Origin of the sequence: Streptomyces sirii (assembly GCF_045690365.1) — a bacterium.
GTDB lineage: Bacteria > Actinomycetota > Actinomycetes > Streptomycetales > Streptomycetaceae > Streptomyces > Streptomyces sirii.
This window is the reverse complement of record NZ_CP147982.1, coordinates 8,429,446-8,444,063: the sequence shown is the minus strand read 5'-3', so window position 1 is coordinate 8,444,063 and position 14,618 is coordinate 8,429,446. Positions and strand designations below refer to the sequence as shown.

The following is a 14,618-nucleotide window of genomic DNA, read 5'->3' as shown; positions in this document are numbered from 1 at the left end:
TGCCCCCGCCGTCCGGCGGGGGCACCGTGCTTTTCCGGGCCGCCGGTCCTCGACCTCACGGCCCGCCTGCGCCTACGTTTGAGCCCATGATCACCGATCGCGCCGACGGGAAACGGGCCCTCGGCTATCCGGCGGCGGCGGGCGTGTTCGCCGTCGGCATGGCCGGTACGACCCTGCCGACCCCGCTGTACGGGCTCTACCGCGAGCAGCTCGGCTTCTCGGAACTGATGGTGACCGTGGTCTTCGCGGTCTACGCCCTGGGCGTGATCACCGTTCTCCTCCTCGCGGGCAACGTCTCGGACGAGACCGGCCGGCGACCGGTGCTGCTGTGTGCGCTGGGGCTGTCGGCGGCGAGCGCGCTGTGCTTCCTCTTCGAGGGCGGGCTGCCGCTGCTGCTGGTGGGGCGGGTGCTGTCCGGGTTCGCCGCCGGCCTGTTCAGCGGCGCCGCCACCGCGGCCGTACTGGAGCTGGCGAAGCCCGGCCAGGAAGCACACGCCGGATTCGCCGCGACCGCCGCGAACATGGGCGGCCTCGGCTGCGGCCCACTGCTGTCCGGGCTGCTGGCCCAGTACACGCCCTGGCCGCTGGCCCTGCCGTTCCTGGTGCACCTGGTGCTGGTGGCCATGGCGGCCGCGGTGACCTGGTTCCTGCCGGAGACCGTCGCGCACCCCCACCGGCCCCGCACCCTGCGACCCCAGGGGCTCCGCGTTCCGCCGGAGGTACGCGGGGTCTTCGGCCCCTCGGCCGTAGCCGCCTTCGCCGGATTCGCACTGCTGGGCCTGTTCACCGCCGTCGCCCCGGCCTTCGTCAGCCAAACCCTGGACGAGCACAACCTGGCCGTCACCGGACTGGTCGTCTTCACGGTGTTCCTGGCCTCGACCGCCGGGCAGCTGCTGACCGGGCGGATCGGCGTGCGCAGAGCCCTGCCGGTCGGCTGCCTGGTCCTGGTGGTGGGGCTGTTGCTGGTGGCCACCTCCCTGGCCGTCACCGCGCTCCCCGTCCTGGTCGTCGGCGCGGTCTGCGGCGGCATCGGCCAGGGGCTGGCCTTTCGCGCGGGTCTGACCGCGGTGGGCGGCGCGGCGCCGCCCGAGCATCGCGGCGGCACGATCTCGGCCTTCTTCCTCGTCGCCTACCTCGGCATCTCCCTGCCGGTCGTCGGCGTCGGAGCGCTCACCCTGGAACTCGGTCTGCGCGGGGCGGGCCTGACCTTCTCCGCCTGCGTCATCGTGCTCGCGGTGGCCGTCGGCCTCTACGTATGGCGGCGGCCGCTCACCGATGCCGACTGACCGCACTCGGCCTGGCCCGCCCCGTACTCAGGCCCCGCCGACCGCCCCCGCCCCGGCCGCGAGCCGTACCCGAAGCTCCTGCGGCCCGCGGGTGAAGACGCCCGCGTCGGCCGGCTCGATGCCGTCGGCGAAGGCCATGGCGGGGAAGGCGTCCAGCAGCTGGTTGACCGCGGTCTCCACCTCGGCCCTGGCCAGCAGGGCACCTACGCAGAAGTGCCGGCCGAGGCCGAAGGCCACATGGTCGGCGGCGGCGCTGAAGGCGTGGGACGGGGTCAGGTCGGTGCGGAAGAGGTCGAAGGAGTCGGGCCGGGCGTACCGGTGCTCATCGCGGTTGGCGGCACCGATCAGACAGGTGACCGTGGCGCCCGCGGGCACGGTGCCGCCGCTGAGGGTGACGTCCGCGGCGGGCTGCCGCATGATCATCTGGACCGGCGGGGTGTAGCGCAGCGTCTCGGCCAAGGCGGCCGGCACCAGCGACCGGTCGGCGCGTACCGCGGCGAGCTGCGCGGGGTGGGCCAGCAGATGGCGGAAGATCAGCCCGATGGCCTTGTCGGTGGTCTCGCCGCCGGCGGCGAGCAGCAGACTGACGAACGCGGTGATGTCCCGGTCGGTCATCCGGATGCCGTCGATCTCGGCGGTGCAGAGCCTGGAGAGCAGGTCGCCGCCGGGCGCGGCACGGCGCTGCCGGATGATCGGACGCAGATACCCGGCGAGTTCCTCGCCCGCCCGCCGGCCCGCGGCCGCGACGTCGGGGTCCTGGGCGAGGTTGGACAGGAAGGCCACGACCGCCGCGTACCAGCCGTGGAAGCGGTCGTGGTCGGCCCGGTCCAGTCCGAGCATGTCGACGATCACATTGACCGGGAAGCGGGTCGCGAACCGCGCCACCAGGTCGGTCTCCGGCGCGTCGCGGAAGGCGTCGATCAGCTCGCGGGCGTTGCGCTCGATGACCGGCAGGAACGTCTCGCGCAGCTCCCGGCCCCGGAACGCCGGGGCCACCAGGGCGCGGCGTACGGAGTGTTCGTGGCCGCTCATCTGCGGGAGGGTGCGCCCGCCGTGCGCCGGCTCGATCTGCCAGTCGTAGTTGTCGCTGGTGAACACCGGCTCGCGAAAGGCCCGTTCGACGTCCTCGTACCGCGAGATCAGATAGCTGTCGATGCCCTTGTGGTGCAGCAGCGGATAGTGCTCGCGCAGGATGCGGTAGGCGGGGTACGGGTCGGCCGCGAACCCGGGTGACAGGATGTCGGGCGGCTGCGGGATGGTGGTCACAACGCGCGACGCTAAGGGGCGCCGGTGGCCTCGTCCAGGGTGCGTCGGCGGTGCGCGGGAGCGTCCGGGGGCGCGCCCGGGTCCCGGGTGGCGGCGTCAGTCGTCGCAGGCGGCCCGCAGGCGCGCGGCCTCGCGGGGCGCGTTCTCGTTGAGCCGGCCGGCGCGGGAACCCGCGAGCTTCTCGGACAGGTGCCGGCCGACGGTGGTGGGCGGGTAGAGCGGCTCGGTGCCGGCCGGTACGCAGCCGGGCAGGCAGCTGATCTCCGCGTCCCAGTTGCCGTCGTGGAAGTACGCGGCGGAGCGGCGCCGGACGACCCGCCCCGCGTCGTCGGTGGGCGGCAGGACCCGGTGCATCGTCGACAGCCAGCGCCCGTTGGTCCAACGGGCCAGTAGATCGCCGAGGTTGACCAGCAGACAGCCGGGCTCGGGCAGTACGTCGTGCCAGTCGCCGCGGGTGTCGAGGATCTGCAGTCCCGGTACGCGGTCGGCCCACAGCACGGTGACGATGCCGTAGTCGGTGTGCGCGCCCATCCCCATCTGGTCGCGGTCGAGGACGGTCTCCCGTTCGGGGCGCGGGTAGTGGTTCATGCGCAGCACGTCGAGGGAGTGGTCGGTGAACGGCGCGAAGTAGCCCTCCTCCAGGCCCAGCGCATGCGCGAAGATCCCGGTCAGCTGCCGGGCGAGTCCGCCCGCCCGGGCGCACCACTCCTCCACCGCCTGCCGGAAGCCCGGCACGGACGGCCAGATGTTGGCCGGGTACAGCTCTTCGGGCAGGCCCAGGCCCGGATAGGCGGACGCTTCGGAACCGACGTTGAAGGCCTCGAAGAGGTCCTCGGCGGCCGCGGGCACGCCCAGGCTCAGGCTCAGCTTCTCGGTGCGGGGCGGGGTGTAGCCGCGGTTGATGTCGGGGGACGGCGGCCGCAGTTGCTTCTTGTCCTCCAGGGGGAGCGCGAAGAACGCGTCCAGCGCGTCGGCGAAGGCCTGCGCCGTGGCCTCGGGGATGCCGTGCCCGCGCAGCTGCAGGAAGCCGACGGTGCTCGCCGCCCGGTCGACGGCCGTCGCGAGTGCGGCGCGGTGGGCGTCGGTGCCGGTGTGCCAGTCGGTGATGTCGATGACGGGTACGTCCAGTACGCCGTCGACGGCGGTGGCCCTGCCCGCGGTACTGCCCATCGTGAGGTCGCCCCTTTCTCTCCCGGTGCTCCGCTGGGGGTGCGGCCCACCCTGTGTCGTTCAAGATTTCACTGAACGCTGCACCAACAAGCGTGATCGGAACGAGCCGACCGGCGCCGGACATATCGATACCCGAGGCAGCCGTGGAGTATCAGGCGCGAATCGCCCGGCGCCGGCAACGGCCGTGGCCGCCGCGCCGGTTTCCGGCGAGCGTGCCGGGCGTCGCGGGCAGTAGGAAATGAGAAGACAGTCCCTAGGTGGAGATCACTTCCTGCACCAGCCGGGTCATCTGCTGCGAGGGCGCGACTTCGAGTTCCTGCTGCAGCAGCTCGCGATAGGTGTGGTAGCGCTTGAGCGCACAGGCGATGTTGCCCTCGGCGATATGGATCTCCACGATGATGCGGTGGGCGGTCTCCCGGATCGGATCGATGGCTATCGCGGTCAGCGCCGTCTGGAGGGCGGGCAGGTACTCCCCGGCGGTCTGGAGTTGCTGGGCCAGGCTTTCGAGGGCGTGCAGCCGTGCCTGGTCCCAGCGCTCACGCTCCAGCATGAGCCAGTCGTCCGGCCAGCCCGGAAGTAACTCCCGGTTCAGCTCGCCCACCAGTGCGTCGCAGTCCGCCGGCAGCGGGCTCAGCCCGGTGATCACCCGCTGGGCCGTCTTCCGCATCGCGTCCAGGTCGACGTCCACCGAGGGCGAGAGCCGCAGGCGTTGACCGGCGCTGTCGATGACGGTCACGGACCGGATCCGCCGGACCGGGCACAGGGCCGACCGCAGATTCGCCGCCGCCCGGCTGGGTGTGCAGTCGGGCCAGAGCTGCTCGGCGGCCGCCCCTCGGTAGACGCCGTGCTTCTGCAGGGCCAGCAAGGCCAACAGGCGCTGGGCTCCCAGTGGGAGGGGGATACGGCTTCCGGCATATGCGAACTCGAAGGTCCTAAGTAGTTCCAGGTACGCGCTGTTCGAATTCACAAGCTCCACTCTGCGACCGGCGGCTGCATCGCGCATCCGGATATGCCGTAGGCATCGCGTTCACCGGCTGTTCGTGCGCCGTTCGAGCATCTCCGTCAACCGGTTTCGTCGGGTGGATCGAGGCGGTCTGACCGGCCAGTCAACGGCTCGGAGATGAACCAGAGACGTTTGCGGAACGCCCTTTGGACAATCCGGGGGACGCCCGCCGGACGGGCCGGCCGGAGTCTGGTCCTGAACGGCACCCGTGACCTGAGCCATTGGCGGAGAGGGGGGCCGGATGGAAGCCAGATCGGTCCTTGCACGCCTACCGATACGCGAGGACGAGCTGCTCGGTGACGCCCGAGTGTGCATCGCCGTACTGGACGGTCCGGTGGACCTGTCCCACCCCTGCTTCGCGGACGCCGATCTGACCAGGCTCGACACCCTTGTCGAGGAGCCCGCCGGAGGCGGGCCGATGTCGCTGCACGGCACACACGTCACCAGCCTGCTGTTCGGCGGGCGCGGCAGCCCGGTCTTCGGGCTGGCCCCCCGTTGCCGGGGGCTGCTCCTGCCGGTGTTCCGGGACGCTCGGAACGGGCGCGTACCGCAGCTGGACTTGGCCAGGGCGATCGAGCGGGCGGTCGAGGAGGGCGCCCACATCATCAACATCAGCGGTGGTGAGCGCACCCCGGACGCACAGGCCGACAGTCTGCTGGCACGGGCGCTGCGGCGGTGCGACGACAGCGGTGTCCTGGTGGTCTCGGCCGTCGGCAACGACGGGTGCGACTGTCTACAGGTCCCGGCCGCCGTGTCATCGGTGCTCGCGGTAGGTGCGCTGGGGAGCGACGGCGAGCCACTGAAGATCAACAACTGGGGCGACGCCTACCGTACGAACGGGGTCCTGGCTCCCGGCCAGGACATCGAGGGTGCCGCGCCCGGTGGCGGCCGGGTGGCGCTCACCGGCAGCAGCTTCGCCACCCCCGTGGTGTCGGGAGTGGCCGCGCTGCTCGTGGCCGCCCAGCTGCGCGCGGGGCACGAGGCGGACCCGAAGGCGGCGGCCGAGGCCATCCTCAAGACCGCCTCCACCGTCCCGTGCTCCCCCGGTGACGCCCCCGAGTGCCGCCGTCGCCTGGTCGGCACCCTGGACGCCGCGCGCGCCCATGACCTCATCACGGGGCGAAGTGACACGACGGGGCGAAGTGACTCGTCCGTGACGTCATACGACGTGACAGCGGTCCCGTCCGGGACCGCACCGCACAGCGCGCACCGCACGCAGCTCCTCGCCCCCGAACCGGGAGTCAACGCCGCCGGTGCACTCCCTTCGCCCGGGACGTCCGCCGCGCAGGCGCCGCCGACGCAGGCGCCCTCCGGCGAGCCGTCCCCCTCGGAAACGACAGAGGGAGTCAATGCCATGGACACCGATCAGACAGACATCGCCGCGTACGAGCCGGACGGGGCCGCCGATGCGCGGGGGACGACGCAAGCCGCGCCGGAGCCACCCGACCCGGTATCCGGGACGCCCGGCGAGGAGACGTCCGACCAGGAGCCGAGGGAAGGAGACAGTGTCATGGAGACCAACGGCGTGGACGTCCCTGTACGGGAGACGACCGGAGCCGTGGATGGAGGGGAAGCGACGCCCCCGCCCCCCGGGCCGGCAGTCGCCGGCAGTGGGCCGGGGGGCGGGGTGCGTCCGTCCTGCGGTGCCGGCGACAGCGGTCCCTGTGCATGCAAAGGGAACGGCTCGCGCCCCCTTGTCTATGCGATCGGCACGATCGGGTTCGACTTCCAGACCGAGGCCCGCAGGGACACCTTCCGCCAGCTCATGCCCTGGCCCGAATCCACGAAGAAGGGTGAGCACGGCGAGCCGGTCTACAACCAGCCGAACGTCTACAACCCCCAGCAGCTGAGCGACTACCTGTCGGCGAATCCGTGGGAGTCCGACAAGCTGACCTGGACGCTGGAGTTGGACCGGACGCCGATCTACGCGCTGGAGGCAGAGGTACCCGTCGGCATGAACTGGGGCGGTCCGGTGGTCGCCGATCCGCAGGAGGCGCGGCGCTTGGCGAGTCAGGCCGCGGCCGACCCGAAGAAGCTCGCGGAGTACCTCGTCACCGACCACTCCCATCCGCCGGTGTCGACGGTCTACAAAATCTTCCGGGAGGCGATCGCAGGACAGGTCAAGGAAGCAGACGACCTGGACCTGATCTCCCGGGTGTCGATCCCCGGGGTACTCACCGACCGCACGGTACGGCTGTTCTCCGGGCAGGTCGTCCCCGTGGTCGAGGTCAAGGGCCGCGGGCTCGCGACCTGGAACGAGACCCTGCTGGTCAACGCCGTGGTCGACGCGGTCACCAAGGATCCCCGCAACAAGGACACCACCAACCAGGACGACCTCCGGAAGACCATCCGCGCACTGCTGGACAAGGTCTACTACCAGTTCCGCAACCTGGGGCAGAGCTCCGCCGACCGGGCCATGAACTACGCCGGGACCAACGCCTTCCAGCTGGGGAGGTCCATCGCGGACGGCCTGCTGTCCGCTCAGCACGTCCCGGGGGCGAAGAACAACTTCTATGCGCTGGACTCCGTCCGCGTCTCCAAGAGCCCGTACTGCCGTATCGGCTCGGACTGCCAGGACGTCATCGTCACCTTCATGGATCCGGAGGACGACCGGCGGTCGAAGGTCAACTACCTGTTCACGATCGACGTCAGCGATCTGCCGCCGGTCAGCCTGGCACCGGTCCACACCTTCCTGGGCGACATCTGAGCCGGCCCACCGGGCAGCCGAGAACGACGAGGAGAGAGCAGACCATGAGAGAGCTGGACAAGCAGCCGAAGATCACGCTCCCCGTGCAGGCCCCGCCAGTACGCCGGGACGACCAGGGCCCCGCGGCGGCGCAGGTCCCCGCGGACGGGGTCGAAGCGGCCGTGCGCTGCGCCGACATGACGGGGATCGCCCGGCAGATGTGCTTCGCCCGCGGCGGCCTCTCGGCGTGAGGGGAGACGGCGGTGACCTCGCGGACCGTACCGGAAGCTGTCGGGCCACCGCCGCCGCGACCGCAGCGCGGGTGGAGGGCTCCGGCGGGGCAGTCCCGCCGGCGAACGACGCAATGGAAAGAAGGCCATGATGTTTGACCGGATGGAGCAAGAGGCGGACCGGGCCAAGAGGCCCGCCGGGCCGGAGATGCCGCGCCAGGCGCCGCCCATCGACCGCACCACGAGCGCGACCGCCGGTGCCTACGACGACACCGCGGGTGTGGAGCCCAACGGGTTCCTCACCGACATGCTCGCCAGGGTGCTCCCGATTTGAGCTGTCACGCGCCGGTGACAGCGGTCGCACCGTTCACCGGCGCTATGACATCCACAGTCGATGTCACATGACAGCACATGACGACACACCGGAAGAAGCAAGCCATGAGGACCGAACACACCGACCACGACACCGACCGACCCATCCGACCCACCACCCTGGAGATGCCACGACAGGCACCCCCCATCGACCGCACCGGAACCACCACCGGCGCCTACGACGACACCGCGGGAGTGGAGCCCGACGGGATCCTCACCAGCATCCTCTCCAAGTTCCTCCCGATCTGAGCTGTCACGCGCCGGTGACAGCGGTCCCACCGCTCACCGGCGCCATGACATCCACAGTCGATGTCACATGACAACACATGACGACACACCGGAAGAAGCAAGCCATGAGGACCGAACACACCGACCACGACACCGACCGACCCACCCAACCCACCACCCTGGAGATGCCACGACAGGCACCCCCCATCGACCGCACCGGAACCACCACCGGCGCCTACGACGACACCGCGGGAGTGGAGCCCGACGGGTTCCTCGACACGCTCAGCAAGATTCTCCAGATCTGAACCGCCATCGCGCCGGTGACCGTGGCCTGGCCCCGTCGCCGGCGCTCACCCCGGTGCACCAAACGACGGGAGGCACCCCATGCAACTCCACCTGCCGGTCCAGCGAGAGATCGACCGCTCCAAGCCGCTCGAACCGTTCCTGGTTCTGCGCCCGTTCCTCGACGAGGGCGTTCCCAGCTTCGCCAACAAAGAGGTGGGGGGAAACTTCGGCTACGACGTCAACGATCCCGCCCCGTACCTGTGCCACACCTCTCACGGCGAGGAGTGCCAACTCGTCGTGGGTGGCGGGTGGGCAGGCCTGCTCTGATCCGCAGGCCGCAACCGGTGCCGTAGCGAGCGGGGCGGCCGCGGCACCGGCCGGCAGAAGTCCGGCCGCCCCGAGACGAACGGAGTTGCCGTCATGGTGGCACTCAGCACGGCGATCGCCTGGCCCAACGACAAGGTGTACCTCTTCTTCGACGACGGCACCTACCACCGCTACAACGCCGTCACCGGAAGCTTCGAGCAGGGCTCGCTGGACGTGAAGGAGAACTGGGGGTTCGACGGCTCGCCCGGAGCCTTCGTGTGGTGGGGCGCCGGCAAGGGCTATGCCTTCACCGGCGGGACCTACGTCCGCTACGACCAGTTCGACGACCGCATCGACGGGCCGCCGAAACCGGTGGCCGGCAACTGGCCCGGCCTGCCCGACGGTTCGGGCGGCGGGGCGAACTGGCAGCAGGGCATCGACGCCGCGGTGAACTGGGGCACGGGCAAGCTGTTCCTCTTCAAGGGTGATTCCTATGTGCGCTACGACATCACCGCCGACCGGATGGACACCGGATACCCCCGCAAGATCGCCGGCAACTGGCCCGGACTCTTCAGTCAGGGCCTGGACGCAGCGGTCTACCCGGGCGGCCGGTTCGCCTACTTCTTCCGCGGCGCCTTCTACCAGCGCTACGACGTGGACGCCGACGGTGTCGACGACAGCGGCGCGTTGGCCGACTTCACCCTGGCCCCGACACCGTCCGGCGCCCTGGCCCCGGCCCGACTCCTCACCCTCGTACAGGCCAATCGGCTGATGGCGGACCTGATCCGGCGCGGCAGACTCACCCTGAAGAGTCCGGTCTTCATGGACGGCCCGTCAGGGATCGTGTCACCCACCCCGAGTCAGCGTGTGACCGTCGGCCCGCCGACTCTTGACGGGATCCGGTACACCAACGCCCTCAACCCCACGGCCGAATTCTTCGACAACGTCGACCAGCGCATGTTGCTGGCCCTCTACCGGCTGACACGGTGGATCAACTCTTCGCGACCCGACGTGACAGAGCTGCTCCACCTGGGCATCGGCCATGGCTCCGGCCCGCCGAACGACTGCCACAACCAGGGCCGGGCACTCGATCTGTCGGGCATCCGCGGGACGGACGACGGGACCCCGTTCACCAAGTCGATCAAGACCAACTGGGGGCAGCTGCCGCCGCGTCCGGGCAGCAACGTCCGCATCGCCCCCTCCGTCGACGCGCTGGCCTTCGGCCTGTTCACCACGGCGTTCCGGTACGCCACGTTCGAGTGCGAAGCCAATGGCATCGGCACCGCCAACAAATGGCCGATGCCGCAGCTGGGCGGCAGCGGCTTTGTCATCTACCCCGACTACGGCGGGGTTGCCGCGCTCCGGGCGGCCCACCAGGACCACATTCATATGCAGGTCGGTCCCACCCGGGTCTGACGGACCCGCGGGACAAGGAGCAAGGGAGCCGACCCACCGGACCGGCCCCGGCGCCGCCGAGCGCGCCGGTGCCGGCCGCCATTCCCGAGTCGTGGCGGCCGGCACCGGCAGGATGCTGGTCAGAATTACTTGCGGCCCTTGCCGCAGCCCTCGCTGAAGACCGGTTCGCCGTGCTTGATGCCCGCGAAGAACCAGCAGTGGTGGTGGCGGTCCTTGTGGTCCTTGCCGTGAGCCAGGGTGGCGCTCGCACCGCCCATGACGATGGTGGTTGCCAAGGCGCTGGCGGCGATCGCGGCGCGGATGCGCATGTCTGCTCCTCAGGAGGATCAAAGGGGTGTATCGATCCATTCAGGAATCACCTTCGCGCCATCCGCCAAAACCTGACTCACCGTGAATTGCGCGGGTCGGAGTAGCGGGCGGTGGCCGGTGCGCCGTTGCCGCCGGCGGCCGCTGCGGTCAGCTCACTCCTTCCGTCGCCTGCCCGGCCGGCCGGCGTACGGGTTGGGTGCTCGGGCGCAGCCCGAACGCCACCAGCGCCACGGCCACGGCGAGGAAGGCGGCCAGCACGGCGAAGCCGGTCACGCTCGAACCCGTGGTGTCGGTCAGCCAGCCGACCAGATAGGGGCCGGCGAAGCCGCCGAGGTTGCCGAGCGCGTTGATCAGACCCATGGCGACGGCCACCACCTCGAAGCGGAGCAGCTCACCGGGGATCGCCCAGAAGGGGCCGTACGGAGCGTAGACCGCGGCCGCCGTCAGGCACAGCAGCACCATCCGCGGCAGCGCGCCGTCCACGGCCTGGCCCAGCAACAGGGCGGCGATGCCGACGACCAGGGGGACGGCCACCGCCCGGCGCCGTCTGCCGGTGCGGTCGGACCACACGGCGTTGGCGATCATGACGGCCAGGGCGACGGTGAAGGGAATCGCGGTGAGCAGCCCGACCTCGGTGGACGATCCGTCGTGGGTCAGCTCCTTGATGACCGACGGCAGCCACAGGTTGAAGCCGTAGAAGCCGGTGATCCAGAAGAAGTAGACGCCGATGAGCACGAGGACCGGCTTCTGCCTGACCGCGTCGCGGTACGAGCCGCTGCCCGCCGAGGGCTTGGCGGCCTCGTCGGCGGCGATCGAGCGCTCCAGGTGGTCGGCCTCGGCGCGGGAGATCCACCGGGCCTGCGCCGGCCGGTCGGCGACGGCGAACCACCAGACCACCGCCCACACCAGGGGCGGCAGTCCCTGTAGCACCAGCACCCAGCGCCAGCCGGCGTGATCGAGCATCCAGCCGGACAGCGGTGCCATCAGGACGGAGGACAGCGGCAGGCAGGCCATCCACAGCGCGTTGGCACGGGCGCGCTCGCGCAGCGGGAACCAGGAGGCGAGCAGAATGAGGACGGCCGGCCAGACGCCGCCCTCGAAGAAGCCCAGCACGAAACGGGCGGCGTAGAACTGCGACTTGGTCTGTACGAGCCCGGACAGCGCGGCGGCCAGCCCCCACGCCACCATCAGCAGCAGAACGGTCTTACGGGCGCTCCAGCGCTGGGCGAGGATCGCGGCCGGGATCTGCAGGAACACATAGCCGATGAAGAAGAACCCGCCGACCAGGCCCTTGTCGGCGTTGGACAGCTCCAGGTCGCCGTGCATGTACGGGAGGATGACGGAGACGTTGTTCCGGTCGAGGTACGCCAACATGTACATGACCGCGGCGACGGGGATGACGTACACCCAGCGCTTGGCGGGGGCGGCCGCCGGGGCGGACTGCGGCATCAGGTCCGTCATCGGGCGGCCGCCGTTCCGTAGGTGGCGCGGATCCGGTCGGTGAAGCGGCTGAACTCGGCGGCGGCGCGGAAGGCCGCGGCCATCGTGCCGTGCGAGGCGCGGCCGCTGCCCGCGATGTCGAACGCGGTGCCGTGGTCGACGGAGGTCCGCAGGATCGGCAGGCCGACGGTGACGGAGACCGTACCGTCGAAGTCGACGGTCTTGGCGGGGATATGACCCTGGTCGTGGAAGTGGGACAGCACCCCGTCGAAGCGGCCTTCGAGGCCCTGGTGGAAGACCGAGTCGGCGGGGATCGGCCCCACGACGCCGAGCCCCTCGGCGGCCGCCTTCGCCACGGCCGGGCGCAGGGCGGTGATCTCCTCGTCGCCGAAGTGGCCGCCCTCGCCGCCGTGCGGATTGATCGCGGCGACCGCGAGCCGGGGCTCGTCATGGCCGAACACCCGCAGGGCGGTGACCGCGTGCCGGATGGCGTCCGCGACCCGGTCCTCGGTGATCTGGTCGAGGGCCTTGCGCAGGGCGAGGTGCCGGGTGGTGAAGAAGATCTTGAGGCCGCGGACCACGAACATGGTGTCGAAGTATGCGGCGCCGGTGAGTTCGCCGAGCATCTCGGTATGGCCGAGGTGCTGCGAACCGGCGGCCCAGATGGCCTCCTTGTTGATCGGCGAGGTGACGATGCCGTCGACCTCGCCGGCCAGCGCGGCACGGGTGGCCGCCTCGATCGCGGCGACGGCGGAGCGGCCGGCGACCGCGTCGACACGGCCCCAGGGGAGGTCGGCGGGCGCGATACCGAGGTCGAGCACATCGATGGTGCCTGGCTCGAACCGGGCCTCCCCGGGGGCGCCGACCGCACGGACCTCGACGTCGAGGCCGCATACCTCGACGGCGCGGCGCAGTACGGCGGCGTCGCCGACGGCGAGTCCGCGGCCGAGTGCGGTGGTCGCCGGGTCGGCGAGGGTGCGGGCGGTGATCTCGGGGCCGATGCCGACGGGGTCCCCGAGGGTGACGGCGAGGAGGGGCAACGGGCGGTCGGGGGCGGTCGGGTGGCCGGCTGCCGGCTGAGGGGTGGTCATGGGCTCGCCTTTCGCGGTGCGGTGTTCACGGGCGCGCGGGGATTCGTGGCTAGGCGGTGGGTTTCGTGGTGGTGGTCTTGGGCTGAGTGGGTTTCGTGGTGGAACGGAGGGCCCGCACGGGTGGGCTCGTCCGGCGGTTCATGGGGCGGGGCGGCGGGATGCGGCCCGGTGGCGGTCAGGCGGTGGTCAGCCGGCGCTCGGTGTGGCGCGGAGGGTGCGCCGGGTACCGGCCGCGCGCAGGTGTTCCAGGCAGTCGCGGGCCGCGTCGGGGCCGCCGATCAGGCCGCCCTTCGTGGCGAAGGGCAGTCCGTCGTGCGGGCCGCCGACCAGGTGTCCGGCGACGGCCAGCGGCAGCACCTCGGTCTCGATGGCGAAGCCGTCGGCGCCCAGCGCCGCGGTGACGGCCGCGGCGACGTCGCCGCCCGACGCGTACAGCCCGCCGGGGCACAACTCGGCGACCGCCCGCCGGGCCACCTCGGACAGACACCGCAGGATGCGCGCGGCGGTGCCGGGGTCGCAGGCCCACGCCGTCCCGGTGGCCGTCGTCGCGGGGGCGGGTGCCACCCGGACGCCGAGCACCGTGGCGTTCTCCCGCGCCGCCGCTCGTAGGGCCGCCACTACGCGGTCGGGGTCCGGGTCGGCGGGGTCGAGGTCGACCCAGCGGGCGCCGAGTGCCGTTTCCGTACGGGCGAGTTGGGTGCGGGTGCGGTCCGTGACGCTGCCGACGAAGGCGAGGATCCGGACGGGTGCGCCGCCTTCGGACCGCAGGCCCAGCTCGGTGGCGAGGGCGGCGCCGAACGGACCGGAGTCCAGCGCGACCCAGCGGATGTGGTCCTCGGCGGCGAGCCGGGCGGCGGCCGCCGCGACGGTTTGCAGATGGGCGTTCTCGGTGGCGTCGCACACCATGACCTCGGCCCGGTTGGCGCGCAGCGCCTCGGCCACCGCCTCCGGGCCGCGCTCGACCACGTCCAGCGCCAGTTCACCCGTGGTGCGCCGGCTCTGTGTGCCCAGTACGGCCGCGACCCGCGAGTGCCGTACGGGGTCGAAGGGGTCGCGGGCGACGGCCGTCCGGGTCAGCGGGACGCCGTCGACGAGGTGCAGACCGCCGACGGTGGTGCGGCCGGCGTCGGGGAAGGCGGGGACGGCCAGCGTCCGGATCGGGGCCGAGGGCTCACGGGCGGCGAGGGCGTCGAGCACCGCGTCGAGTTCGCTGCCGGGGTTGCCGCGCAGGGTGGTGTCGACACGCTTGACGATCAGGGGTGTCGCCCCCGCCGTCTCGACGGCTGCGCGGACGGCGGCGTAGGCGCGGGCGGGGGGCCAGTGGCGGGAGGCGGTGTTGACGACGAGGACGTCGACCCGGTCCGCGTAGCGCTCCCATCGGGTGAGCGCACCGATGGTGACGGCCCGCAGGCCCCGTCGGGCGTAGAGCGCGCCGGTCGCATTGCTTCCGGTGAGGTCGTCTCCGATGACGAGCACCTGGGCCATGAGGCCTCCTCCCGAAGTGACTGAACCACGCATTCTTGCTTGCAT

The 14,618-nt window shown here is 71.3% G+C and carries 15 protein-coding genes; 8 read left to right on the top strand and 7 right to left on the bottom strand.

The features are described 5' to 3' along the window. Positions 1-86 precede the first annotated feature (86 nt). Entirely contained in the window at positions 87-1,286 is a 1,200-nt protein-coding gene (locus WAB15_RS37590) for an MFS transporter (RefSeq protein WP_407289060.1), read from the top strand. A 27-nt stretch (positions 1,287-1,313) separates the two neighbouring features. Here WAB15_RS37590 and WAB15_RS37585 read toward each other — a convergent pair whose 3' ends face one another. The 3 genes from WAB15_RS37585 to WAB15_RS37575 all read right to left on the bottom strand — a co-directional run bounded on the left by WAB15_RS37585 (position 1,314) and on the right by WAB15_RS37575 (position 4,689). Continuing rightward, positions 1,314-2,552 carry a cytochrome P450 gene (locus WAB15_RS37585; RefSeq protein ID WP_407289059.1) on the bottom strand — a complete coding sequence of 413 codons (1,239 nt, stop codon included), beginning with the start codon at positions 2,550-2,552 and terminating at the stop codon, positions 1,314-1,316. A gap of 96 nt (positions 2,553-2,648) precedes the next feature. After that, positions 2,649-3,722 carry an isopenicillin N synthase family dioxygenase gene (locus tag WAB15_RS37580; protein WP_407289058.1) on the bottom strand — a complete coding sequence of 358 codons (1,074 nt, stop codon included), beginning with the start codon at positions 3,720-3,722 and terminating at the stop codon, positions 2,649-2,651. Between the two features lie 253 nt (positions 3,723-3,975). Then, the gene (locus WAB15_RS37575; RefSeq protein ID WP_399148424.1) at positions 3,976-4,689 is read right to left on the bottom strand and encodes a BTAD domain-containing putative transcriptional regulator; all 714 of its coding nucleotides are present in this window, start codon (positions 4,687-4,689) and stop codon (positions 3,976-3,978) included. A gap of 277 nt (positions 4,690-4,966) precedes the next feature. Between WAB15_RS37575 and WAB15_RS37570 the strand changes: the two genes are divergently transcribed. The 7 genes from WAB15_RS37570 (at position 4,967) to WAB15_RS37540 (ending at position 10,248) form a co-directional block, all read left to right on the top strand. Beyond that, the gene (locus WAB15_RS37570) at positions 4,967-7,432 is read left to right on the top strand and encodes a S8 family serine peptidase (RefSeq protein WP_407289057.1); all 2,466 of its coding nucleotides are present in this window, start codon (positions 4,967-4,969) and stop codon (positions 7,430-7,432) included. A gap of 44 nt (positions 7,433-7,476) precedes the next feature. Further along, positions 7,477-7,662: a hypothetical protein gene (locus WAB15_RS37565; protein ID WP_399148422.1), complete on the top strand. Its 186-nt coding sequence runs from the start codon at positions 7,477-7,479 to the stop codon at positions 7,660-7,662. 142 nt (positions 7,663-7,804) lie between these two features. Beyond that, complete coding sequence (locus WAB15_RS37560) at positions 7,805-7,975, top strand: hypothetical protein (protein WP_399148421.1); 171 nt, start codon at positions 7,805-7,807, stop codon at positions 7,973-7,975. A gap of 104 nt (positions 7,976-8,079) precedes the next feature. Continuing rightward, positions 8,080-8,262: a hypothetical protein gene (locus WAB15_RS37555; RefSeq protein ID WP_407289056.1), complete on the top strand. Its 183-nt coding sequence runs from the start codon at positions 8,080-8,082 to the stop codon at positions 8,260-8,262. A gap of 104 nt (positions 8,263-8,366) precedes the next feature. Next, the gene (locus WAB15_RS37550) at positions 8,367-8,546 is read left to right on the top strand and encodes a hypothetical protein (RefSeq protein ID WP_399148420.1); all 180 of its coding nucleotides are present in this window, start codon (positions 8,367-8,369) and stop codon (positions 8,544-8,546) included. Between the two features lie 79 nt (positions 8,547-8,625). Further along, positions 8,626-8,853 carry a hypothetical protein gene (locus tag WAB15_RS37545; protein WP_399148419.1) on the top strand — a complete coding sequence of 76 codons (228 nt, stop codon included), beginning with the start codon at positions 8,626-8,628 and terminating at the stop codon, positions 8,851-8,853. Between the two features lie 93 nt (positions 8,854-8,946). Continuing rightward, positions 8,947-10,248 (top strand): hemopexin repeat-containing protein, encoded by a 1,302-nt coding sequence (locus WAB15_RS37540; RefSeq protein ID WP_407289055.1) that lies wholly within the window; start codon positions 8,947-8,949, stop codon positions 10,246-10,248. Between the two features lie 125 nt (positions 10,249-10,373). Here the strand turns inward: WAB15_RS37540 and WAB15_RS37535 are convergent, their stop codons facing one another. The 4 genes from WAB15_RS37535 to WAB15_RS37520 all read right to left on the bottom strand — a co-directional run bounded on the left by WAB15_RS37535 (position 10,374) and on the right by WAB15_RS37520 (position 14,573). Then, on the bottom strand, positions 10,374-10,556 hold the full coding sequence (locus WAB15_RS37535; protein ID WP_384437209.1) for a hypothetical protein: 183 nt from the start codon (positions 10,554-10,556) through the stop codon (positions 10,374-10,376). 148 nt (positions 10,557-10,704) lie between these two features. Then, positions 10,705-12,018 (bottom strand): MFS transporter, encoded by a 1,314-nt coding sequence (locus WAB15_RS37530; RefSeq protein ID WP_407289054.1) that lies wholly within the window; start codon positions 12,016-12,018, stop codon positions 10,705-10,707. Then, the gene (pdxA, locus tag WAB15_RS37525; RefSeq protein WP_407289053.1) at positions 12,015-13,088 is read right to left on the bottom strand and encodes a 4-hydroxythreonine-4-phosphate dehydrogenase PdxA; all 1,074 of its coding nucleotides are present in this window, start codon (positions 13,086-13,088) and stop codon (positions 12,015-12,017) included. The genes WAB15_RS37530 and pdxA overlap by 4 nt, the downstream gene beginning before the upstream one ends. A gap of 186 nt (positions 13,089-13,274) precedes the next feature. Continuing rightward, positions 13,275-14,573, bottom strand: coding sequence for a four-carbon acid sugar kinase family protein (locus WAB15_RS37520; protein ID WP_407289052.1), 1,299 nt, complete (start codon positions 14,571-14,573; stop codon positions 13,275-13,277). Positions 14,574-14,618 lie beyond the last annotated feature (45 nt).